Below are 22,113 nucleotides of genomic sequence, written 5' to 3' on the forward strand. Positions count from 1 at the left end.
CGATACGAAATTTTTCATTTCGTGAACGGTCTGGGCGGAGCGGTTAATTGACAATTGCTACGGTGCACAAAACAATGCTGCAGCGCACAAGAAGCGAACTCCAGTGCGAGGTGCAACGATGGCCGCAGGCGACATGCTGCACATACTTTATGTCGTACACGACCTGTCGGACCCAGCGGTCCGGCGTCGAACGACGATGCTGAAAGCCGGCGGCGCGACCGTTTCGCTGGCGGGATTCAGGCGGACGGCAGCGCCGGTGACGTCGATCGAAGGGGTCGTCCCGATCGATCTCGGCGTAACCGAGGACGGACGCTTCGACCAGCGGCTGCTGGCGGTGGCGCGTGCCTCTCTGGCTGCGAAACGGCTGTTCGGAACGGTTCTCGAACCCGACGTGATCATTGCCCGCAATCTCGAAATGTTGACGATCGCGCGTCGGGCGAAGTCGGTATTCGGATGGACTGCGCCGGTGGTGTACGAGTGCCTCGATATCCACCGCCTCGTTCTGCGCAACGATATCGTCGGCACGACGCTCCGTGCATCCGAACGCGCACTGGGTCGCGGCGTCAGCCTGTTGATGACCAGCTCGCCGGCCTTTGTCGCGAATTACTTCACGCGATTTGGCCAGGTTTCGGCACCGATCGAACTGGTCGAGAACCGCTTTCTCGAACTCGAGAAGGGCCAAACGGCAGCAGCGCCGCTTCCGGCCGACGGGCCTTGGCGCATCGGCTGGTTTGGCGCCTTGCGCTGTCGCAGGTCGCTCGAACTGCTTGCGGCGTTCACCCGGCATCACGCCGGGCGGTACGAGGTCGTGCTGCGCGGGCGACCGGCGCTGTCGGAATTCCCGGATTTTCACGGCTTCGTCGACGCCGAGCCCCATCTGACCTTTGAGGGGGCATACCGCAATCCCGAGGACATCGCCCGGATTTATGGCGACGTGCATTTCGCCTGGGCGATCGATTTCTTCGAGGAAGGGCAGAACTCCAAATGGCTCTTGCCGAACCGGCTCTACGAAGGTTGCAGGTTCGGCGCTGTCCCGATCACCATGGCCGGAACCGAAACATCGAAACTCGCGCGTGAGCGCGGCGTCGGACTGGAACTCGAAGACGCCAGCGTCGCAGCGATGACCGAAGCGTTGGAGGCCGTCGATGCGGCGTCCTACGGCGCGATGAAACAGCGGCTTCTCGCCGGTGGTCCGGCGACCTGGTCCTACGGGCTCGCCGACTGCCGTGCGCTCGTGGGCAAGCTTGCCGCGCTCGCATCACCCCATCGTCAACCGCTGGCGGCCGCGTCATGAAGAGAGAAGCCGAAACGATGCGCGACGAAGACCTGCCATCCGTCCTGATCGTCATCCCCTGCCTCAACGAGGCGGTGCATATCGGCGGTCTTCTGGGCAAGATCCGCAAGGGGCTCGACGGCATCGATGCGAAGATCGTCGTGGCCGATGGCGGCAGCACCGACGGCACCATTGCGATCGTTGAGGAGTTCGCTGCCCGGCACGACGATGTCGTCCTTCTGCACAATCCCAAGCGCATCCAGGGCCCCGCGATCAACCTCGCGGTGGAGCGTTATGGCGACGGCTTCACCTATCTGCTGCGGATCGATGCGCATGGGCGCTATCCGGCTGATTATTGCGTGCAATTGCTCCGCGACGGCGTGAAGACGAATGCGGATTCCGTCGTCGTTTCGATGAAGACCGAGGGCCGCAGCCTCTTCCAGCAGGCGACGGCGGCCGCGCAGAACTCGCGTCTCGGCACCGGCGGCTCCATGCATCGCCATGCCTCGAATGGCGCGTGGGTCGACCATGGCCACCATGCATTGATGCGCATCGCTGCGTTTCGACAGGTCGGCGGCTACGACGAGAGCTTCAGTCACAACGAGGACGCGGAACTGGATCACCGGCTGCGGGCCGCCGGGTTTCGCATCTGGCTCAGCGGCGGCACATACATGATCTATTATCCGCGCAGCACGCCCCAAGCCCTGTTTCGCCAATACATGTCCTACGGGCAAGGGCGGGCTCGGAACATGATGAAGCATCGCAGCGTTCCCAAGCTGCGCCAGGCCTTGCCGCTGCTGGTCTTCCCCACGGCGCTTTTCGCGCTCCTTGCAGTGGTCCACTGGTCGGCTTCGCTGCCGCTTGTCATCTGGGCGCTCGCCTGTCTGGGCTATGCAGGCGCGATGGCGTTGAAGCGGGGCAATCCCGGTCTGGTGCTGGCCGGGGTCTCGGCAATGGTCATGCACCTCGCGTGGTCGTTTGGCTTCTGGCTTCAGATGATCACCAACGCACCGCGGAGGCGCTCTGCTTGATGACGAACCAAAAGCCCACCATCGATATCTGCATCTGCACCTTCCGCCGAGCCGAGCTTGCCGACACGCTGCGTTCGCTTTCCGCGATGGAGATGCCGGAGGGTCATGAAATCGGCATCATCGTCGCGGACAATGACGACCATCCGAGCGCACATGCGCTCGTCGAGGAGGTCGCAGCGGAGCTGTCATTGCCGGTTCGCTACCAGCATTGCCCGGCGCGCAACATTTCCGTCGCCCGCAACGGTTGCCTCGATCTTTCAATGGCCCAGTTCGTGGCCTTCATAGACGACGACGAGACCGCCACGTCGCGTTGGCTGGTCGAATTGCTTGAGACGATGCACCAAGAGCAGGCAGATGTCATACTGGGACCCGTGCGAGCCCTTTACGGTCCGGATGCGCCGGATTGGATGCGGGACGGCGATTTCCACTCGACCTTTCCGGTCTGGGTCGATGGCACGATCCGCACGGGCTACACGTGCAACGTGCTCATGCGCACGACATCGGCGGCTGTCTCCGGCATTCGCTTCAGCTTGGAGCGCGGGCAGTCCGGCGGCGAGGATACCGAGTTCTTCGACACGGTGACCAGCCGTGGTGGCTCGATCGGGTTTGCGCCGCAGGCGTGGGTCGAGGAGGTGGTTCCTCCCACGCGGTCGCGCTTCGATTGGCTTTTACGGCGTCGCTTTCGCTTCGGCCAGACGCACGGGCACCTGGTGCGGGCGAAGTCCAGGCCGATCAGAATTCCGGCAGAGGTGGCAAAGGCGTCTGCCAAGGCGGTGTATTGCTTCGCGAGCGCTGCCATGACCGCGCCGCTGCCGGTTCGTCGCAATCGCAGCTTTCTGCGCGGCATCATGCATGTCGGCGTCGTCGGCGGTCTCACCGGTTTGCGCGAACTGCGCCAGTACGGGCTCGCGAAATCCGAAACGCAAACACGGCCGGCAGCCTGAAACGGTGGGGGGCCATCCACCATTTCCAAAGCGCAATCGAGAGGTCAGTTCATGAACAAGGTCAGAAAAGCGGTCATTCCGGTGGCTGGGCTGGGTACACGGTTTCTTCCGGCGACCAAGTCCATCCCGAAGGAAATGCTGCCAGTCGTTGACCGGCCTGTCGTGCAATACGCCGTCGATGAGGCGTTCGAAGCGGGCATCGAGCACATCGTGTTCGTCACCGGCCGCAACAAGCAGGCGATCGAGGACTATTTCGACGTTGCTCCTGAACTGATGGAAACGCTGCGCGGCGGCGGCAAGGCTGAGCAGCACGGCACGCTTGAGCGCCTGCTGCCCGGAGCAGGGCAGACCACGTTCACGCGCCAGCAGGCCCCGCTCGGGCTCGGCCATGCCGTCTGGTGCGCGCGCGATGTCATCGGCAACGAGCCCTTCGCGCTCATCCTGCCCGACATGGTCTCCTATGGCGCGCGCGGCTGCCTCGCCGAGGCCATGGACGTCTACAATGTCAGCGGCGGAAACGTCATAGCGGTCGAGGAATGCGACCTCACCGAGACGCACAAATACGGCATCGTCGGCCGCGGCGCGGAGATAGGAACCGGCTTCGAGGTGACGGGCATGGTCGAGAAGCCCGCCGCCGGGAAGGCACCGTCGAATTTCTACATCAACGGCCGCTACGTGCTTCAGCCCGAAATTTTCGCATTGCTGGAGACGCAGGAGCGTGGCGCAGGCGGCGAAATCCAGCTCACCGATGCGATGGTCCGTCTTTCTGCCTCACAGAAGTTCTACGCGAAGCCGTTTTCGGGGCGCATGTTCGATTGCGGCTCGAAGGAAGGCTTCATCGAAGCCAATGTTGCTTTCGCGCTCGCGCGCCGCGACCTGGGCGACACAGTCCACGACCTCGTCGGCAATCTGCTGCGCGATCACGAAACACGATCCGTGGCGGCCTGAACAAAGCCGCACGTCGAATTACGGTCGGTCGCGGTGACGCGGCCGATTCCTGAAAAGCGTTGGAGTGCCGATGACTTACGCCAATTTCCCGTTCGAGGGAAAGATGCCGCCGAATCCGTCCGGCGACCAGAACAGCGATCTCATCGATGTGGAGCGGCTGCTGCGCATGGCGATGCGCCAACTGCGCGTCGTCGCGGCCTGCGCCGTCATCGGCCTTCTCCTCGGGGTGCTCTATCTCCAGACGACGCCGCCGACCTATACGGCTGTTGCCCGTGTCCTTATCGATGAGGGGCTGACAAGGCTCACCGAGGAAACGAGCACGATTCCGCTCACGATGCAGACGGATGGCGCGGTCCTCAGCCAGATCGAGATCCTGACGTCCGCGCGGCTGGCCGGGACCGTGGTGGACAAGCTGAAGCTGACGCAGAACCAGAGCTTCATGAACCCGCCATCGTCGCTCGTCGGTCGGGCCATGGGCAGCGTTCGCGGCATGATCGGTTATCTCCGGTCGTCCGATGCGCCGCCCGTGAATGCGGATAACGACGTTGAGACGCTGGCGGCGATGCAGGCGGCGGGAGACCGTCAATATGCGATCGGGATTCTGCAAAAGAACATCGACGCGCAGCGCATCGGTCGCACATTCGTGATCGCGCTTGCCTACAATTCGCACGAATCTGCACTGGCGGCCGAGATCACCAACGCCTACGCGGACGCCTATCTGTCGCACCAGCTCGATGCGAGCTTCGAAGCGTCCGAGCGCGCGACGGTCTGGCTCAGCGCGCGGATCGACGAGTTGCGTGCCAGTTCACAGCGCGCGGCCGTAGAGGTCGAGCGCTACCGGGCCGAACATGGTTTGGTGAGATCGGAAGGCCAACTCCTCACCGAGCAACAGTTGAGCGAACTCACGGCTCAGTTGATCACCGCACAGGCCGACACGGCGAAGTCGTCGGCGCTCTATCAGCAGTACAAGGCAATCGTCGATGCCGGTTCGTCCGAGGCGGTCGGCAATGCCGCCATCACCTCCGGCCAGCTTCCGACATCGACCATCGCGACGCTCAAGGAGCGCTATCTGAACGTCACGCGCCGCGAGCAGGAGATTTCGTCGAACTTCGGTGAGGACCACCCACAGGCTGTCGCTCTGCGGCGCGAACAGGGTGAACTCACCCGCACGATCTTTGCCGAAATCCAGCAGATGACGGAGAGCTACCGCAACGATTTCGAGGTTGCGCAGGCGCGCGAGGCTGCTTTGCGCCGTACGATCGCTGACGCGCGCGGCGAGAGCGCCGAGGCCAACCAGCAGGGCGTGGTATTGCGCGAGCTCGAGCAGCAGGCATCCGCGTTGAGCTCGCTCTACCAGACCTTCCTCACGCGCTACGAGGAAACCCAGCAGCAGCAGAGCTTCCCGATCGCCAAGGTGCGCCTGATCTCGGACGCCGTCGAACCCAATTCGGCGACCAGCCCGCGCACGTCGATGGTACTGGGAATTTCCCTGATCCTCGGGAGCATGCTGGGGGCGGCGTTCGGTGCACTGAGCGAGTTCAACGAACGCTTCTTCAGGACTGGCGAGGACGTGCGCGACCAGCTCGGCATGAAGTTCCTCGGCTATCTGCCGCTGATCGGCAAGGGCGAGGCGAAGAAGGCGACTGCGCCGCTTGTCGAACAACCGCCAGGCGACCCAACGGCCAAGTCGAAGGCGATCCAGCAGCGGCGCGCGCGAATGCGGGTGGCCATCGATGCGCCGGGCTCGATGTTCGCCGAGACGCTCAGAAACGCGAAGATCGCCAGCGATATCGTCCTGCAAGGCGCGAACAGCCGGGTCATCGGCGTGGTGTCTGTCCTTCCCGCGGAAGGAAAGTCGACCATCGCCGCTAATCTCGCGGAGCTCCTCGCGGCCAGCGGTGCGCGAACGCTCCTTATTGACGCCGATCTGCGCAATCCCGGATTGACCCGCAACCTCGGCATCAGGTCGGACAGCGGCATCATGGAAGCCGTGGTCGACCCGCAGAACTGGCGTGCACACCTAAAGCATAGCCGTCAGACCAAGCTTGCCATCCTGCCTGCGGTGATGCGTGGACAGTTTTCGCACACGAGTGAACTCCTGTCCTCGCCCGGCATGCGCAGGCTGATGGAGCAGGCGAAGGAGCACTTCGACCACATCGTCGTGGACCTTCCGCCGCTTGGTCCTGTCGTGGATGCAAAAGCGTTCGAACCGTCCGTCGACGGCTTTGTCGTCGTGGTGGAATGGGGCCGTACGCCGCGCGCGATGGTTCGCTCGACCTTGGCCGGCGAACCGCGGATCGCCAACAAAGTGCTCGGCGTCGTCCTGAACAAGGTCAATCTGGCGGAACTGCCGCGCTACGGCGCGTTCGGCAGTTCCGAGCATCTGCTTCGCCGATACGCGAGCTACTACATCGACGAGACCGAGACGCGCGAGAAGGAGGATAGCTGAGCGGTGTCCCGGTACGGTCTCCCCCTACGAGAAGATCAAATGGCCGCGCCTGCCCATGACACGCAGGGCGGTCAGGCGGCCGGTCGCGAACGCGCCGGTGTCGATGCCGAGGCGTCTGCCCTTCGCGCGCGGAAACTTCACGCGCGTGTGGCCGTGGACGATCCAGCGGTCGAACGGCTCTGGAGCATCGAGAAACCCTTGCCGAATATTCATGAGGTCGTCGTCGGTCTGCGCTTCGAGCGCGACTCCGGGACGAATACCGGCATGCACGAACACGCATCGGCGGGATTGCACCATCACGGGCAGCGACCGCAGGAAGTCCGCATGCGCGGACGGAATGTCGGCCTTCACCTGCGCGTCGATCTCAGCCGGCTTGCGATAGAGGACGGACAAGCGCTCGGGGTCGATTCCATAGGAATAGAGCGTCTGCGCGGCGCCCATGCCAAGCCAGCCTTCGAGCGGCAGCCGGCCTTCGAGATAGTCGAGCATCGCCACGTCGTGGTTGCCCGCAAGGCATATGCGCTCGAAGCCTGCGGGCGGCGGCTTGATCAGGTGCGAAATGACGCCGGCGGAATCGGGTCCGCGGTCGACATAGTCGCCCAGCATGATGAGCAGCTTCGCGCCGGCATGGCTGGCGCCGTCCGCAACGATCTTTTCCTCGAGCCCGCGCAGAAGGTCGAGCCGTCCATGCACGTCCCCGATTGCATAGACGACGGTGTTGTCCAGATCGAGCGCCACGCGCGCGCGCTGCTCCTTGCGGGAGGATGTCGTCAGTCTTGGCAGGAACAAAAGTCGCGATCCGGTTGGCGTTGGCTCGGCAACAGCGCAGAGCGTTCAGGCCATTGTTCGGTGAAAGCACCATCCACGCAACCGCGAAGTGTATGTGACGTCGCGACGCAGAAGCGCCGTGGCATGGATGCGGGAGGCGCGCATGCTTGACGTTCCAGCTTCCCCGCGTCCGCTGATCTCGGTGATCATGGCCAATTACAATGGCGCGCGCTACCTGCGCACGGCCATCGATTCGGTTCTCGCGCAAACGCAGAGCGACCTGGAATTGATCGTTTCGGACGACGCATCGACCGACGAAAGCCGCGAACTGGTCGAAGGGTACGAGACCCACGACCCGCGCGTGCGCCTGGTCATCGCCGGTGGCAATGGTGGCCCGGCGCGAGCCCGAAACCGGGCGCTGGACGCCGCGCGGGGCGACTGGATCGCCATCGTGGACTCCGACGACATCCTGCACCCCGAGCGCTTCGAGCGCCTGCTCGCGACGGCCGAGCGCTTCGACGCCGATGCCGTGGCCGACGACCTGCTGCACTTCGCATCGTCGGGTCATGCGCCTGCCAGCCTGCTGCTCGACGGCGATGATTTCACAAACCCGTTTCGCCTGACGCCGAGCCTTTACGTTCGCGGCGATATCCACGGCAGCACTATTCCGAACTTCGGCTACCTCAAGCCGATGATCCGCTCAGCCAGCCTCGCAGGTGCGCGCTACGACGAGACGCTGCGCATCGGCGAGGATTACGATCTCGTGCTGCGGCTGCTATTGCGCGGCTTGCGGTTTCAGGTGACGCCTGAGCCGACCTATCTCTACCGGCGGCACGACAAGTCGATCTCGCATCGTCTGTCGGTCGAAACCGTGGCCGACATGATCGCCTGCCAGAAGAGCCTGCAGGAGCGGCATGGCGTGCTCGATCCCGAAATCGAGAGCGCGCTTGCTGCTCGTATGAGAGGGCTGGAGCGCGGTCTCGACTATGAGAAACTGGTCGCCGCTCTCAAGGCGAGGAATGTTGGAAACGTCGTTGCACTCCTGGCGCGCCGCCCAAGTCTGGCGGGCTCCTTAGTGACGTCGGTTCGATCGCGCTTCGAACGCTCGCGCGTGAGCGCGCCGGATACCGGCGACGAAAAATCCGTAACGATCATACTGACCGATCTCGATCCGCGATCGGAGCGCGTCGAGGCTCTGACGAGCGCAGCGGCCTCCGATGCGGTCTCGGAAATCAGGGTGGAGCAGGTGCCGCTCTACAGCCCGCCGGGCAGCGTCAACGATGAGGTCGGGGTAGAGCGAGAGCTATGGCGAAGGCTCGCCACCATCGGCCGGCGAAAGGGCACCCGCTTGCTGGTCGACGGACCGGCAGGGCTCTATGCGGCAGGCTTCATTCCGTCCGATGACGTGCCCGAAACGTGGAAGCCAGTGGCCGACCGCATCGAAGAGCGCGCGAGGGCAGGTGGATGACTGCGCTGCAGGCCGAGCTTCAGGCCCGCCCACGGGGGCTGACGATCAACGTCGCAGCCGTGCTGATTTTCGGCGCGCTTGCGGTGCTGATCCTGAACCCGATCTTCGGCCCTCTTTCTGCATTGGGCTTTCTGGCGTGCGGCCTCGCTCTGATCGGCCTGCGCCCGCGCACCAGCCTGAACCATCTGCTGACATACTGGTACGTCCTGATCCTGCCGGCCTACTGCCTCGCATCGATGCTCTGGTCGCAATTTCCTGCGGTCACGTTGCGCCATGGTCTCCAACTCTTGATCACCATGGCGATCGCGGTGGTGATCGCAAACCGCATCTCCCCCGTCATGCTGATGCGCTATCTCTTCGGCATATACGGCATTGGCGTCGTCGGAAGCCTGCTCTTCGGTCGGGTTCGCGACGATATCGGTGCCTGGGTCGGCATCTTCGGCAGCAAAAACGCGTTTGCGGCGGTGATTTCGGTGTTCATCCTGGCGTCGTTCGCCGTGCTGATCGACAGATCGTCGCCGCGCTTGATGCGACTTGCGGCGGTGGGGGGGCTCGTCATATCCGGGCCGCTTCTCGTCCTGGCACAATCGACCGGCGCCATCATCGTCATGCTGGTGGCATTGGCTGTAGCCGTGCTGATCTTCGTGAGCCGCCGCGTGTCACGCGTCCAGCGTGTCGTGCTGGCCTGCTTCGGCGCGTTGGCCTGCGCTCTCGTCGCAATCTTTCTGAACGTCTATGGCGACGCGCTCTTTTCGGAATTGCTCGACTATTCCGGAAAGGACACGACGCTGACCGGCCGGACCGATCTGTGGGATTATGGCCGACACCTGATCAGCCAGAATCCATTGTTGGGCGTTGGTTACCAGGCGTTTTGGGTACAGGGCTTCAACCCGGCCGAGGCGCTGTGGGCCGACTTCGGCATTCAGGCCCGTAGCGGCTTCAACTTCCACAACACCTATATCTCGAACGGCGTCGAGATCGGCATCATCGGGCTGGTGCTGCAGATCGCGATCCTGCTGGCTGCACTTATGTTGAACCTTGTCTGGGCGTTCCGCAGTCCGTCGCCCGCGAACGGTTTCTACGCCTCGTTCATGGTCATGGTGGTGGGCGCGAGTTTCGTGGAGGTGGCAGTCTTCTTCCAGTTCAGCGTCACGTCGATCCTCGTCATCTGCGCATTGATCTACGGGATACAGGCAGATGCGGCCTGGAAGGCCTGGATTTCGTCATTCGCAGGCCGGTCCAATGGACGGCCAGCCTATCAGCCACAATCCCCAGCCTATCAGGGACATACGTCATGAGCGAAAGAAACGGCGGATTGGTACAGATCCGCACGCCCACCTACCGGCGGCCCGAAGCGCTGGAACGCTGCCTGCGCTCGTTGCAGGCCCAGACATGGGCGAACTGGGTGTGCAACGTCTATGACGACGATCCCGACGCGAGCGGCGAAGCCGTGTGCGCGAAGCTTGCCGACAGCCGGATCATCTACACCCACAACAAACCGCAGAATTTCGCGTCGAAGAACATCGACCAGTGTTTTTCCAGCGAGAACCCAAACGATGCCGACTATTTCTGCGTCGTCGAGGACGACAACGCGATCCTCGAGACGTTCTGCGAGGACAATATTCGTCTTCTGCGCAAGACCGGTGTCGAGATCCTGCTGCGCAATCAGGTGGTCGAGTATAAGAGCGGAACGCCGCAGGCGCGTCTGGGCGAGAGCGGTATCCTCGACGACCTGTTCCGTGAGGGCGTCTATTCCGCGGAAAAATTCCGGATGGTGCTGATGATCGGTATCGGTGTCTCGAATGGCGGCCTGTTCTGGACCCGCTCTGCGAAATCCAAGCTGGAAATCCGGTACTCCTGCACGGCGACGCTTCAGGAATACATGCGCACCTTCTCCATTTGCGAGCCCATCTATGTCGCGATGGCCCCACTTGCCGTCTGGGCGGAAAATGCAGAACAGACCACGCGAAATGCAGAATTGCGCTCGGGATACATCCGCCGTGAGCTCGATCTCAAGAAGGCGGTGCGGACGCTCCAGCGCGTTGCCTGGAATCATGCCGCGGATTCCGACCGCCGCGCTTTCATGAGCGATCCGGCGTTCGCCGCACCGGAAACCGCGCGCGCAAAAGGCGTCGCGAAGGCGCTGCCCTGGCATGGTTACGGCGCGAACCTTCAGGCGCGGGAGCGCATGGAACTGACGCTGCGCGGCCTGATGATCGGAATGGCCGGCCGGACCACAGATGATTTCAAGGATTTCATCGCGTCGCGAGTGCAGGGAGACGGGCGTGGTACTGCATCGCGCCGCTGAAGCGCCCGCCGGCGCTACCTCGCGGTCTTCTTCGGAACATGACTGCCGGTAACGTCATCCGTGTGCCGGATCAAGGCGTCGAGCGTCTCGATCTGACGGGACAGGTCGGCGACGCGACGTTCATAGTTGATCATGGTCGTCGCCATCTGATCGATCTTCGCGGCGTTTGCCGGGCTTGTCTCGCCATTGCCGATCGCGTCGTCGAGAAAACCGGCATCGCTCGACACGGCCTTGTAGCGCTGCTGCAATCCATCCCGCTCGGCGACTATGGCAGCACGCGTGCTTTCGATCGCGGACAACATGCGATCGAAGCGCTCCCTGTCCGTATCACGGTCCCGATCAGGGTTGCGGGTTCTGAAGCCCATGCCGAAGACCACTGCGCCACTCCTGTGTCTGCATGCGTTGGTGATGCACACACTAGCCGAGTCGGTATGCGAATTGAATCCAAGATTGTCGATGGACGCAGTCGGTGGAGGGCGATTGTCTAGGACGTTGCACGCCGAGCGGGCACATCCTCGGGCGTGCCTCGAATCGGCGCGAGGTCGGGATTTTGTCGAGGTTCAGCCCCTGCGCGACTCGACGGGGAAGGGCTCATCGCAACCATCGCAACCACTGCGAGAAAATAGCCGATCTGCAGGATGACGGCGCAGATGACGGCGCGAAGCAGGATTATCCAGCCGGATGCCGCATCGAAATACGACCACGTCGCCACGAAGATCGTGACGAATACCATTCCCGCTAGGAACTTATAGAGCGTCATATGTGCTCTGCCTGCCCGCCGAGGGTGTCGTTTCCATCCACTTCGAGATTAGCCGCCAGGGGGCTTCGACGTTCGTGCCCCACTTATTGTTGCGTATCCCTTGTCTTCGACACGGGCCGCCAACATGCCATTCCCAAATTGACAATACATTATTGGAGGCAAGGGGGGCAAGCATGCTGACGGGAATCGATTGAGGGCCGCTCTGTTGCATCGCAAGAAACGGACATTCTATGTCAAATGGCGTCATTTTTGGTGTGAAAGGATAATAGAGTTTAATGGTTGATTAAAACATCTTTAGGCTCAGGAATAAGTGTTTATTTTTATCAGTTAAGCATCTGGTAACACGAATTGTTTCAGAGAATTTCATTGTTGTTTTAATGCTGCTCGATCATTCAATGTATTTATACGTGGATTAGTCGCGAATTGTCACAAAATGGACAAAAATTGAGCAGTTAAAGAGGCTAATCGTACAAAAATTCAGCAATACAAGTTCTGCGTGTATCGCCATTACTATGTTGCGATGCACCATCGATTTGGTATGGTGGGGATGCCTCTGCTAACGCTTGGAGTTCGGAATGAAGCTATCCGCCAAGTCGATCGGCATGGGGGGGCCGACGACAAAGAATGAAATGCCGCCCGCTTTGGGAGGTATCAGCAAACGCGGGTTGGACATCGTATGCGCGGCATTGGGTCTCCTGGCCATCAGCCCGCTGTTCCTGCTGCTGGCCGGCCTGGTCAAGTTTTCGGATCGAGGGCCGGTCTTTTACGGACATCGTCGGATTGGTAGGGGAGGGAGGCATTTCTATTGCCTCAAATTCCGCACGATGGCGGTCGATTCGGAAAAGGCGCTCGCAAATTACCTGCGAGACAATCCCGAAGCCCGCGAGGAGTGGGAAGCGACCCGCAAGCTCAAGCATGATCCGCGCGTCACGCGGGTCGGTGCCGTACTGCGTAAACTCAGTCTCGATGAACTGCCGCAGATCATCAACATCCTGCTGGGAGACATGAGCCTCGTCGGCCCGCGTCCCGTCGTGCATGACGAGCTCGAAAACTACGGCAATGCCGCTCATCATTATCTGCGGACTCGCCCAGGGCTGACTGGCCTCTGGCAGATCAGCGGACGCAACGACGTCTCGTATGACACCCGCGTCAAGTTCGACACGCAATACGTGGAGAACTGGTCGCTGGCGCAGGACATCAGGATCATCGTCCTGACGGTTCCTGCCGTGTGCCTGTCGCGCGGCAGTTATTGACCGACACCGCGACAAAGCTCGCCCGCTACAGCGGGCGGGCTGTCGCCAGCTCGACAAAGGAGCCGATTTCATGCGGCAACTGCTACGAAGCCGTTTCCTGGTTGTTACGGGAACGGCGATTGCGATCGCTGCGGGCACGATATCCGCAACCGCCGCCGAGTATCTGCTGGGCACGCAGGATCGCCTGATGATCCGTATCGTCGAATGGCAGACCGTCGAGGGCGAGTTCCGCGACTGGGCTGCCGTGACGGGTGAGTACACCGTCGGCCCGGCCGGCACGATCTCACTGCCCCTCGCGGGAGAGATGGAAGCGAGCGGCAAGACGACGGCTCAGGTGGCCGATGAGATTTCGTCTGCGCTTCAGCAGCGGTTGGGCCTGTCCGACCGTCCCGAAGCCTCGGTCGAGCTGACCGCGTTCCGCCCGTTTTACATAACCGGCGATGTACGCACGCCCGGAGAATATCCGTTTACCCCCAACATGACCGTTCTCAAGGCGGTCAGCGTCGCCGGCGGCGACCGGCGCGAAGACGATACGACACGCGTGAACCGCGAATTGTTGACGTCCAAGGGTAGCTACGACGTCCTTGCCGATGCCCACATCCGGTGCCTCGTGAAGCGCGCCCGCATCGATGCGGAGATGGCGGGCGAGACCGAGATTCCGGCGCCGGAGGGCTACGAGAACCATCCTCAGCTTGATGCGATACTTGCCGACGAGGCGTCGATCATGGAAACGCGCAAGCGCTCCACGACATTGCGTCTCGAAGGTTTGGACGATCTCAAGGCGCTTCTGGAAAGCGAAATCAAATCGCTGGAGCAAAAGGTCACGACGCAGAACCGCCAGATCGAACTCGCGCGGGAAGATCTGAAGGGGCTCGGCTCGCTGGCTCAGGAAGGCCTGGTCGTCAACACGCGTATCCTGAGCACCGAGCGTTCGATCGCCGACATGGAAGGCAAGCTGCTCGATTTCGAGACCGCGATCCTGCGGGCGAAGCAGGACATCAGCAAGGCCTCGCAGGAGGCGATCGAGATCACCAATGCGCAACGTTCCGAATTGGCTATCGAACGCCAGCAGACCGAAGCGCTGATCAACGAGACCGTTCTCAAGCTTGCGACGCAACGCGGCCTGATGGCCGAGGCACTGGCATATTCGGCCGGCGGCAGTGCAGCGGACTCGACGGTGCGCGTAACCTACACGCTCGTTCGCGACGTGGATGGCAACACGGAGGAGATCGAGGCCGACGAGACCACGAGAGTGCTTCCCGGGGATGTGATCCGGGTCACGCGCGCACTCCCGGACGCAACGGGCGTGCCCGTGCAGTAAGCCCCAACACGAGGTGGGCCTGACGCCGGCCGGGGATGCCGGCACATTCATGGAGACTGAAATGCCTTATACCGATCGCCGCAGACCCTTTCACACGAGCGGTGAGGCTAAGGGCAAACCGGTATTCCGGGCTGCGGCATCTCTGGCGACCGGGCTGTCGCTGGCCGGTGCAGTTATGGTCTTGCAGGCCGCTCCTGCGGCCGCGCAGGGGGCGGCATCCGAATCCTTCCTGGACGATTTCAGTTCGTTCAATCGTGACCGCTGGTACGTTTCCGATGGCTGGGCGAATGGCGCCCACCAAAATTGCACCTGGTCGTCCAATCAGATCACCGTTGCGGACAACAAGCTGACGCTCGGCTTCGAGGGCAGGCCCTATAAGGACCGGCAGTTTTCCTGCGGCGAAATCCAGACCAGGGAACGTTTCAGCCACGGCATCTACGAAGCGCGTTTCAAGACCGACGAAGGCTCGGGCATCAACGCCGCGTTCTTCACCTATATCGGCCCCCAGAACGATCAGCCGCATGACGAGATCGATTTCGAAGCCTTGACGAAGGATACGTCCCGGATCGAGGTGAACACCTATGTGAACGGCAAGCCTCACCATGGCGGCAAGGTCGATGTGCCGGGCGGGACGGATGGCGACTTCAACGACTACGCCATCGTCTGGGAGCCGGAGCGCATCCGCTGGTTCGTCAATGGCGAACTGGTCCATACGGCTGAGGGTCCGACCCTGCCGTCGCATCCGCAGAAGATCTTCTTCAGCCTGTGGGGAACCGATACGCTGAACGATTGGATGGGGCCTTTCACCGACCCCGGTCGGAAGTTGACGATGGAAGTCGAGCGCGTTTCGTTCACAGAGTTGGGCGAAGCCTGCCAGTTTCCGGAGTCTGTCGCGTGCAACCTGCAATGATCGCACCCGCAATGAAGGAAGGCGACGCATTTGCTTGATCGCCCTGAACGCAGGGAGGCAATCGAGGAGAAGACGGGAGGGGCCGAGTTCGCTCACCTGAGCGCCGGCCGCTCACGGGCAGCCGTGCGCGGCATCCTGTGGGCTACGCTCAACAGCTTCGCGCCGGCGGCCGTCGCCGCCGTCGTGTTCGCGATCACGTCGCGCTATCTCTCGCCGTCCGAGTTCGGTCTCGTCGCGCTGGCCACAAGCATCACCATGCTCGCCAGCGCGTTCGGCTTTGCGGGCTTTGGCGAAGCGCTGATCCAGCGAGAGGATATCAAGACACGGCACCTCAACGCGGTGTTCTGGCTTTGCCTGTCGGGCGCGGTGCTCATCTACGCCATTCTCGTCCTCTCAGCTCCGCTCGTGGGGACGCTCTTCGGCGAAGGCGGATTGCAGCTTCTGATCGCGGTGGTCGGTGCGCGGGTGATCTTCGACATGGGGGCCGTCGTGCCCAACGCGCTGCTGTCACGCTCCATGTCGTTCCACAAGCTCGCGATCCGCACGACCGTCGCGTCGCTGGTGGCGGCGGTCGTCTGTCTCGTCCTTCTTTATCTCGGCTACGGCCTGTGGGCGCTTGCGATCTCGCAGGTCGCGAGTGCGGCTGCGGCGTGGATCGGTTCGGTGTTGTCGGTTCGCTGGCGTCCCGCATTCGAGTTCGATCGCCAGGCGCTTCGCGAGGTCGCGCGCTACGGCATGTTCGCGTCCGGCAACCGGATCATGCAGATGATCAATCTCGACCAATTGCTGGTCGGCGCGCTTCTCGGGACCGCTTCGCTGGGCCTGTTCAGCTTTGCGCGGCGGATTCATCAGCTTCTTTCGGAGTTGATGTCAGGCGCCCTGCGCATGGTATCGTTCAGTGTCCTGTCCTCGATGCAGGCCGAAAAGGAAAAGCTGCGCGAGGCTTTCACCTTCGCCACCTTCGCGTCCTGCGCGCTGTCGTTCCCGATCTTCGTAGGGTTGGCTGCTACCGCCGACGAGGTCGTTCCGCTGATTTTTGGCGCGCATTGGCAGGAGGCGGTGCCCGCGCTTCAGGCGTTCTGCGTCATCGGCCTGATCACCTGCATCGGGCTGTTGCAGTCATCCCTGATCAACAGCCAGGGCAAGGTGTCCTGGTGGCTCTACTACCAGATCGCGCAGCAGGTCTCGACGGCGGTGGTGATCCTTGCCGCCTATCCCTACGGCATCGACGTGGTCGCCTACGCCTACGCGGCCAAGACGTTTCTGCTGTGGCCTGCGACCGTCTATATGAGCATCCGGCTTCTGGAGACGGGTGTCGAGCGGTATCTTCGCAGCTTCGTTGCACCGGCGGTCGCCAGCCTCGCCATGCTGGCCGCCGTCTTCGCCATCCGCTCCGCCACGGCGGAACTCGATACTATCGAGAGCCTCGCGCTGCAGGTCTGCGGCGGGGGCGTCATCTACATCTCGACGCTGGTCGCATTCGCCTATCGGCGCGTGCGGCAGGCATTCGCACTCATCTCAAAACGAAGGACGGTCTCGCCATGAAACTCGTCTATTTCCAGGGGCACGTCCCCAATTTCGGCGACGAACTCAACGCCTATATGTGGGACAAGCTTTTGCCGGCCGGCTTCCTCGACGAGGATGAAAGCGAACTCTTCATCGGCATCGGATCGATCCTCTGGGACGACTACCCGAAGACCGCGCGCAAATACGTGATGGGGTCCGGCTATGCCGGCTACAAGAAGGCCCCCGACATCGCGGACGGCTCCTGGGACGTCGTGTTCGTGCGCGGCCCGCGCACGGCCGAGAAAGTCGGCCTGCCGCCCGAGAAGGCGATCTGCGATTCGGCGATCCTGCTTCGCGCCCATGAACTGCCGGCTGCCGGAGCGCCGATCGACGTGGCGTTCATGCCCCACTATGAGAGCCTCGATCGCGGCCTGTGGAAGGAAGCCTGCCGACTTGCCGGCATCGAGTTGATCGATCCGACAGAACCTGTCGAGACGATCATTTCGAAACTGCGCGGCACGCGCCTGCTGATCACCGAGGCGATGCACGGTGCGATCGTCGCCGACGCGCTGCGCACGCCCTGGGTCGCGGCATTGCCGATCAATCCGGGGCACCACGCCAAATGGGCGGATTGGTCGGGCGCTCTCAACCTCGACGTGCGTCATCATGAGTTGAAGCCGTCCAGCATGCTCGAGCTCTGGGTCAATCTCAGCAAGGGCAGGGGCGATCCGAACGGCCGGTCTGGCCGTCTGAGCCGCAGCGCGCTCGCTTCGCCCGTCAACGCCATCCTGGCGCGCCGTGCCGCAAGCCAACTTCGCAAGCTGGCACAGCAGGAGCCGCAATTGAGTGCGGACGCCGAAATCGAAGGTGTCACGGATCGTGCGCTGGAGGCCCTGAACGGCTTCGTGCGCCGCCGATCCGCCAAAGGCGTCGCGGCCTGAGCTCTGGCGATGAACCACACAAACGAAAGGGCCTGCAAGCAGGCCCTTTTTCGTGTTCCGGTAGGGGAATTTATGGTCGGAGCGGCCGGATTCGAACCGACGACCCCTTGACCCCCAGTCAAGTGCGCTACCGGGCTGCGCTACGCTCCGAGCCGCCGAAACCCCTATAGACTGGTGCGTTTGCGCGCAAGGGGAAAATGCCGAAATCCGGTGGATGCGCGTGTTCGGTCAGGCGCGCGCCCGCGTGTGCGCAAGTCCGCGCTGGTAACGGGCCTCCAATGCCATCGCGCCCCAGATGAGGCCGATCAGCAGATAGAAATGGCGCCAGTGGTCCATGTCGATGACCGTGCCAAGCACGAGATGGCCGAGAAACACGACATAGGCGCAGAGAAGGTAGGGTTGCCACGGGCGGTCGCGGAACAGGATGCGGAAGCCGCCGGCGATTGTCCAGAGCACCAGCGTGACGAAGGCTGCGAAGCCGGTCCAGCCATAGTCCATCAGCGCCTTGAGCCAGATGTTGTGCGTATCCTCGCCGAGCATGCGGCCGAAATTCAGCGGGCCAATGCCGAGCGGGTTTTCCATCGCCATCTGCAGGCCGATGCCGAACCGTGCGAAACGCCCCATCTCGCCGGCATCGTAATCTTGGACGAGCCGGGCGCGCATGGCGAAGAATTCGCCGACGCCCGGCAGTTGCAGCAGGACGACGATCGCCATGATCAGAAGCGTGACCGCGAGCGCGCTCATCATGGCCACGCGAAGCCGGAAGAGGCCGCTATTGCTTTGCAGAAAAAGCGCCATCGTCAGCATGATGGACGCCGCGCCGAACAGCCCCCACGCGCCGCGCGAGAACGAAAAGAAGATCGCCGCGACGATGATCGTGAACACGACCACATAGAGCGGCATCTTGAGCGGATTGCCCGTCAGGAGCCGGTAGAGCATGTAGACGCCCGGCAGCGCGAGATAGGGGCCGAAGACGTTGGGATCGCCGAACGCGCCCATGGCGCGGTCATAGCGCGTGAAGAGTTCCGCACCGGGAAACAGGCGGAAGTAGCCCGCAATTCCTAGCATGCCGGTCAGCACGGCGGCGGCCGTCCAGCCGATGAAGATCAGCTTGTAGCGCGTGTGGTCCGCTTCCAGGATCGCCACGAAGAACACGGCGCTGAACGCGAGGAACAGCGTCACCGCCAGATAGAGCGGCGTCTGGTAGAGGTCGCCCATCGTGCTCATGGAGAGCAGGCCGCCGACATTGTAGGTCACGAAAATTGCGAGGAGCAGCGCGGCGTGGCGTGAAAGCCTGAGCCCGAACAGCGCCCAGACCGCGATCAGCCCAGCCATGAAGAGTTCGTAGGGAGCGGGTTCGTTGATCACGAAGCCCGACAGGAAGACGCCGAACATCACCGCCGCCGAAGCGACGATGGAGATCGCCTTCGCCTGGACGAGTGTCGCGGGAAGCGTATGCGCGACCGCGCTCAATAGGCGTTTTCCGTATTGAGCAGCCGGATCGGCGTCAGGAACAGGATCTTCAAATCGAACCAGAGCGACCAGTTCTCGATGTAATAGAGATCGAATTCCGTGCGCATGCGGATCTTGTCGTCATGGTCGATTTCGCCGCGCCATCCGTTGATCTGCGCCCAGCCCGTGACACCGGGCTTCACGCGGTGGCGCGCGAAATAGCCGTCCACGACTTCGTGGTAGAGCCGGTGATGCGACTGCGCGGTGACCGCATGAGGACGCGGTCCGACCAGCGACAGATTGCCGATCAGGGCGTTGAAGAACTGCGGCAGCTCGTCGATCGAGGTCTTGCGGATGAACCGACCGACACGCGTGACGCGCGGGTCTCCCTTGGTCACGGCCTTGCGCGCGGTCGGATCGCATTGGTCCGTGTACATCGAGCGGAACTTGTAGACGTCGATGACCTCGTTGTTGAAGCCGTGGCGCTTCTGCCTGAAGAAAACCGGCCCCTTGCTGTCGAGCTTGATGGCGATCGCCGTCGCGATCATGATCGGCGAGAACGCGATGATGCCGAGCAGGCTGAAAACGATGTCGAAGGCGCGCTTGGCGACCGAATCCCAGTCGTTGATCGGCTTGTCGAAGATGTCGAGCATCGGCACCGAGCCGATATAGGAATAGGCGCGCGGGCGGAAGCGCAACTGGTTGGAGTGCGCCGACAACCGGATGTCGACGGGCAGCACCCAGAGCTTTTTCAGCATGGCCAGAACGCGCGATTCCGCCGTGAGCGGCAGCGAGACGATCATCATGTCGATCCGCGCGATGCGGGCGAAGTCGATCAGTTCGCTGACGTTTCCGAGCTTCGGATAGCCCGCCACGACGGGCGGCGAACGCCGGTCGTCGCGGTCGTCGAAGATGCCGCAGATGCGGATGTCGTTGTGCGGCTGCTGTTCGATCGAGCGGATCAGTATTTCCGCGCCCTTGCCGCCGCCGACGATGACGGCGCGGCGTTCCATGACACCGTTGCGGGCCCAGCGGCGCACGAGGCGCGACATGACGAAGCGAAGCGCGAGGATCAGGCCGAGTCCGGTCGCGAACCAGGCCGCGAGCCACAGGCGCGAAAACTCCTCCGAAATCTTCAGGAAGAAGCCGGCAGCGGTCATCAGCGCCAGCGTCCCGCCCCACACCAGGATGATCGTGCCGAGGCTCTTCATCGGGTGCCTGAGGTTGGCAATCTGGTAGTTGTCGGTAATTTCGAGGATGATGACTGCGGCGACCGACGTCAGGACGATGAGCAGCGGATAGTGCCACAGCATGAACGTATCGATGCCGATATAGGCTGCATAGAGCGCCATGCCCGACACGAGCAGCAGCGCGAATTCCACCAGGCGCATGATGCCACTCACCATGACCGGAGACATCGTGTCGCGGCGGTATTGGGTGGCTATCTGGAGCGCGATCGGGCTGAGTTCCTGGGTGCCGGGCACGACCGGCTTCACGTCACCCGAATAGGAGCGAACGGCTTCGCTGGTGAATTTGTGGGCGGGGTCGATCTTGCTCATGGCACGCATCCCTGGAACGCGAAATTTCCTAGCAGAAAGCAGCTAAGGAAACCTTCACGCGGGACGTTGCATTCAACCGGTCTTGGGCAAGTGGCTGAAATAGGCGTGTTCTACATCAGCCGCCATGACGTCGGCGCCGAAACGGGCCCGCAAATCTTCAGGAGATGGCATGTGCGCCGCAAACGCCGCCTCGTTGCTCAGCGCTGCGACCATCGCCGAAGACACGCTTGAGACGGTGGGCTCGACAAGGGCAGGGGAACCCGCCTCGAACACTTCCGGAATGCCGCCGACCGCGCTTGCGATCATGGTTTTGCGCGCGGCGAGCGCTTCGAGCACGATGTAGGGCATCGCCTCGGCACGCGACGGAACAACGACGATGCGCGCGAGCGCGAAGGCCTGGCGCGCCGGCATCGGGGCGAGGAAAGTGATCCTGCCGGACAGGCCGAGCGCGAGTGCCTGCTGCTTGTAGCGAGGCAGGTCGTCGCCGTCCCCGACCATGACGGCGGTGAGCTCGCGGCCAAGCTGCGGCGATGCGGCGGCGAGCGCGTCGATGAAGATGTCCGGCCCCTTCAGGTCGCGCATCATGCCGATATAGAGAAGGTCGGCCGCGTCGTTGGCGGTTTGCACGGGCTCGAATTCGCTCGCCTTCAGGCCGTTATAGACGAGGCTCGAAGCCGAACGTGGTTCGCCGACCTTGCGAACGAAGGTGCGGCGCTCATAGTCCGACACGAAAAGCACATGGTCGGTAAAGCGCCCCAGCAAGCGCTCGACCGAGAAAAGCACGCGACCCTTCGTGGTCGCCGCATCGTAGTGCAGCACCCCGCCATGCGGGGAATAGAGGCGGGCTACGCAATACCTGGAGACCCGCAGGAATGAGCCGAACAGACGGGCAAGCGCGCCACCCTTGGCGCCGTGCCCGTGCAGCACGTCCGGCCGCAATGCCTTGATAAGCTTGTACGTTCGCCAGCCGGCGGCGAGGTCGCCCGGCCCGATCTGGCGTCTGATGGTGATCCGCGAGACGCCGAGTGCCAGCGATCCGCGGATTTCGTCGAAATAACGGTCTTCGAGTTCACCCCCGGTGGATGAATCGCAGATGATGCCGACCTCGTGTCCCGCCGCCGCCTGTGCAGTGACCAGGTCACGCACGTGGCGGAAAATGCCGCCCACCGGCGAGCGGAAGCAGTGGACGATGCGCAGGCGAGGGGCCACGAGCGGTCGGACT

Annotated in this window: 19 protein-coding genes and 1 tRNA gene; 13 read left to right on the forward strand and 7 right to left on the reverse strand. The window is 62.5% G+C overall.

Translation table 11 applies throughout. From position 1 onward, the window contains the following. Positions 1 to 133 precede the first annotated feature (133 nt). From AAFN55_RS09055 to AAFN55_RS09075, 5 genes are all read left to right on the forward strand, one after another. The gene (locus tag AAFN55_RS09055; RefSeq protein ID WP_347800226.1) at positions 134 to 1,294 is read left to right on the forward strand and encodes a glycosyl transferase family 1; all 1,161 of its coding nucleotides are present in this window, start codon (positions 134 to 136) and stop codon (positions 1,292 to 1,294) included. Next, entirely contained in the window at positions 1,291 to 2,304 is a 1,014-nt protein-coding gene (locus AAFN55_RS09060) for a glycosyltransferase family 2 protein (RefSeq protein WP_347798523.1), read from the forward strand. Before AAFN55_RS09055 ends, AAFN55_RS09060 begins: the two co-directional genes overlap by 4 nt. Continuing rightward, a complete protein-coding gene (locus AAFN55_RS09065; protein ID WP_347798524.1) occupies positions 2,304 to 3,248 on the forward strand; it encodes a glycosyltransferase in 945 nt (314 codons plus the stop codon). The genes AAFN55_RS09060 and AAFN55_RS09065 overlap by 1 nt, the downstream gene beginning before the upstream one ends. A gap of 51 nt (positions 3,249 to 3,299) precedes the next feature. After that, the gene (locus AAFN55_RS09070) at positions 3,300 to 4,196 is read left to right on the forward strand and encodes a UTP--glucose-1-phosphate uridylyltransferase (protein WP_347798525.1); all 897 of its coding nucleotides are present in this window, start codon (positions 3,300 to 3,302) and stop codon (positions 4,194 to 4,196) included. A 70-nt stretch (positions 4,197 to 4,266) separates the two neighbouring features. Beyond that, on the forward strand, positions 4,267 to 6,645 hold the full coding sequence (locus AAFN55_RS09075; RefSeq protein ID WP_347798526.1) for a polysaccharide biosynthesis tyrosine autokinase: 2,379 nt from the start codon (positions 4,267 to 4,269) through the stop codon (positions 6,643 to 6,645). Between the two features lie 24 nt (positions 6,646 to 6,669). On the opposite strand, the gene AAFN55_RS09080 is transcribed toward AAFN55_RS09075, so the two are convergent. Then, positions 6,670 to 7,434 carry a metallophosphoesterase family protein gene (locus AAFN55_RS09080; RefSeq protein WP_347798527.1) on the reverse strand — a complete coding sequence of 255 codons (765 nt, stop codon included), beginning with the start codon at positions 7,432 to 7,434 and terminating at the stop codon, positions 6,670 to 6,672. A 142-nt stretch (positions 7,435 to 7,576) separates the two neighbouring features. On the opposite strand from AAFN55_RS09080, the gene AAFN55_RS09085 reads away from it, so the two are divergent. The 3 genes from AAFN55_RS09085 to AAFN55_RS09095 are packed head-to-tail and all read left to right on the forward strand — an operon-like array spanning position 7,577 to position 11,189. Continuing rightward, complete coding sequence (locus tag AAFN55_RS09085) at positions 7,577 to 8,881, forward strand: glycosyltransferase family 2 protein (protein ID WP_347798528.1); 1,305 nt, start codon at positions 7,577 to 7,579, stop codon at positions 8,879 to 8,881. Beyond that, the gene (locus AAFN55_RS09090; RefSeq protein WP_347798529.1) at positions 8,878 to 10,179 is read left to right on the forward strand and encodes an O-antigen ligase family protein; all 1,302 of its coding nucleotides are present in this window, start codon (positions 8,878 to 8,880) and stop codon (positions 10,177 to 10,179) included. The genes AAFN55_RS09085 and AAFN55_RS09090 overlap by 4 nt, the downstream gene beginning before the upstream one ends. After that, entirely contained in the window at positions 10,176 to 11,189 is a 1,014-nt protein-coding gene (locus AAFN55_RS09095) for a glycosyltransferase family A protein (RefSeq protein ID WP_347798530.1), read from the forward strand. Before AAFN55_RS09090 ends, AAFN55_RS09095 begins: the two co-directional genes overlap by 4 nt. A gap of 14 nt (positions 11,190 to 11,203) precedes the next feature. On the opposite strand, the gene AAFN55_RS09100 is transcribed toward AAFN55_RS09095, so the two are convergent. Both AAFN55_RS09100 and AAFN55_RS09105 read right to left on the reverse strand, forming a co-directional pair. Further along, positions 11,204 to 11,491 (reverse strand): hypothetical protein, encoded by a 288-nt coding sequence (locus AAFN55_RS09100; protein ID WP_347798531.1) that lies wholly within the window; start codon positions 11,489 to 11,491, stop codon positions 11,204 to 11,206. A 182-nt stretch (positions 11,492 to 11,673) separates the two neighbouring features. Next, complete coding sequence (locus tag AAFN55_RS09105) at positions 11,674 to 11,949, reverse strand: exopolysaccharide production repressor protein (RefSeq protein WP_347798532.1); 276 nt, start codon at positions 11,947 to 11,949, stop codon at positions 11,674 to 11,676. 575 nt (positions 11,950 to 12,524) lie between these two features. Between AAFN55_RS09105 and AAFN55_RS09110 the strand changes: the two genes are divergently transcribed. From AAFN55_RS09110 to AAFN55_RS09130, 5 genes are all read left to right on the forward strand, one after another. Further along, positions 12,525 to 13,202 carry a sugar transferase gene (locus AAFN55_RS09110; protein WP_347798533.1) on the forward strand — a complete coding sequence of 226 codons (678 nt, stop codon included), beginning with the start codon at positions 12,525 to 12,527 and terminating at the stop codon, positions 13,200 to 13,202. Between the two features lie 70 nt (positions 13,203 to 13,272). Then, entirely contained in the window at positions 13,273 to 14,523 is a 1,251-nt protein-coding gene (locus AAFN55_RS09115) for a polysaccharide biosynthesis/export family protein (RefSeq protein WP_347798534.1), read from the forward strand. Positions 14,524 to 14,698: 175 nt separating this feature from the next. Next, a complete protein-coding gene (locus AAFN55_RS09120; RefSeq protein ID WP_347800227.1) occupies positions 14,699 to 15,433 on the forward strand; it encodes a family 16 glycosylhydrolase in 735 nt (244 codons plus the stop codon). A 30-nt stretch (positions 15,434 to 15,463) separates the two neighbouring features. Further along, on the forward strand, positions 15,464 to 16,978 hold the full coding sequence (locus AAFN55_RS09125; RefSeq protein WP_347798535.1) for a lipopolysaccharide biosynthesis protein: 1,515 nt from the start codon (positions 15,464 to 15,466) through the stop codon (positions 16,976 to 16,978). Beyond that, entirely contained in the window at positions 16,975 to 17,880 is a 906-nt protein-coding gene (locus AAFN55_RS09130) for a polysaccharide pyruvyl transferase family protein (RefSeq protein WP_347798536.1), read from the forward strand. Before AAFN55_RS09125 ends, AAFN55_RS09130 begins: the two co-directional genes overlap by 4 nt. 73 nt (positions 17,881 to 17,953) lie before the next feature. Here the strand turns inward: AAFN55_RS09130 and AAFN55_RS09135 are convergent. The 4 genes from AAFN55_RS09135 to AAFN55_RS09150 all read right to left on the reverse strand — a co-directional run bounded on the left by AAFN55_RS09135 (position 17,954) and on the right by AAFN55_RS09150 (position 22,100). Beyond that, positions 17,954 to 18,030 (reverse strand) — tRNA-Pro (locus AAFN55_RS09135). Between the two features lie 78 nt (positions 18,031 to 18,108). Further along, positions 18,109 to 19,353, reverse strand: coding sequence for an O-antigen ligase family protein (locus tag AAFN55_RS09140; RefSeq protein WP_347798537.1), 1,245 nt, complete (start codon positions 19,351 to 19,353; stop codon positions 18,109 to 18,111). Then, positions 19,350 to 20,891: an undecaprenyl-phosphate glucose phosphotransferase gene (locus tag AAFN55_RS09145; RefSeq protein ID WP_347798538.1), complete on the reverse strand. Its 1,542-nt coding sequence runs from the start codon at positions 20,889 to 20,891 to the stop codon at positions 19,350 to 19,352. Before AAFN55_RS09145 ends, AAFN55_RS09140 begins: the two co-directional genes overlap by 4 nt. A 72-nt stretch (positions 20,892 to 20,963) precedes the next feature. Next, positions 20,964 to 22,100, reverse strand: a complete 1,137-nt coding sequence (locus AAFN55_RS09150; protein WP_347798539.1) for a glycosyltransferase family 4 protein — start codon at positions 22,098 to 22,100, stop codon at positions 20,964 to 20,966. Positions 22,101 to 22,113: the final 13 nt, after the last annotated feature.

Source organism: Mesorhizobium sp. CAU 1732 (genome assembly GCF_039888675.1).
Classification (GTDB): domain Bacteria; phylum Pseudomonadota; class Alphaproteobacteria; order Rhizobiales; family Rhizobiaceae; genus Aerobium.

Bases quoted from the DNA above. Each gene is read 5' to 3' on its own strand.
- AAFN55_RS09055 (WP_347800226.1), top strand. From the start codon at position 134: ATGCTGCACATACTTTATGTCGTACACGACCTGTCGGACCCAGCGGTC.
- AAFN55_RS09060 (WP_347798523.1), top strand. From the start codon at position 1,291: ATGAAGAGAGAAGCCGAAACGATGCGCGACGAAGACCTGCCATCCGTC.
- AAFN55_RS09065 (WP_347798524.1), top strand. From the start codon at position 2,304: ATGACGAACCAAAAGCCCACCATCGATATCTGCATCTGCACCTTCCGC.
- AAFN55_RS09070 (WP_347798525.1), top strand. From the start codon at position 3,300: ATGAACAAGGTCAGAAAAGCGGTCATTCCGGTGGCTGGGCTGGGTACA.
- AAFN55_RS09075 (WP_347798526.1), top strand. From the start codon at position 4,267: ATGACTTACGCCAATTTCCCGTTCGAGGGAAAGATGCCGCCGAATCCG.
- AAFN55_RS09085 (WP_347798528.1), top strand. From the start codon at position 7,577: ATGCTTGACGTTCCAGCTTCCCCGCGTCCGCTGATCTCGGTGATCATG.
- AAFN55_RS09090 (WP_347798529.1), top strand. From the start codon at position 8,878: ATGACTGCGCTGCAGGCCGAGCTTCAGGCCCGCCCACGGGGGCTGACG.
- AAFN55_RS09095 (WP_347798530.1), top strand. From the start codon at position 10,176: ATGAGCGAAAGAAACGGCGGATTGGTACAGATCCGCACGCCCACCTAC.
- AAFN55_RS09100 (WP_347798531.1), bottom strand. From the start codon at position 11,491: ATGTTGTCCGCGATCGAAAGCACGCGTGCTGCCATAGTCGCCGAGCGG.
- AAFN55_RS09105 (WP_347798532.1), bottom strand. From the start codon at position 11,949: ATGACGCTCTATAAGTTCCTAGCGGGAATGGTATTCGTCACGATCTTC.
- AAFN55_RS09110 (WP_347798533.1), top strand. From the start codon at position 12,525: ATGAAGCTATCCGCCAAGTCGATCGGCATGGGGGGGCCGACGACAAAG.
- AAFN55_RS09115 (WP_347798534.1), top strand. From the start codon at position 13,273: ATGCGGCAACTGCTACGAAGCCGTTTCCTGGTTGTTACGGGAACGGCG.
- AAFN55_RS09120 (WP_347800227.1), top strand. From the start codon at position 14,699: ATGGTCTTGCAGGCCGCTCCTGCGGCCGCGCAGGGGGCGGCATCCGAA.
- AAFN55_RS09130 (WP_347798536.1), top strand. From the start codon at position 16,975: ATGAAACTCGTCTATTTCCAGGGGCACGTCCCCAATTTCGGCGACGAA.
- AAFN55_RS09145 (WP_347798538.1), bottom strand. From the start codon at position 20,891: ATGAGCAAGATCGACCCCGCCCACAAATTCACCAGCGAAGCCGTTCGC.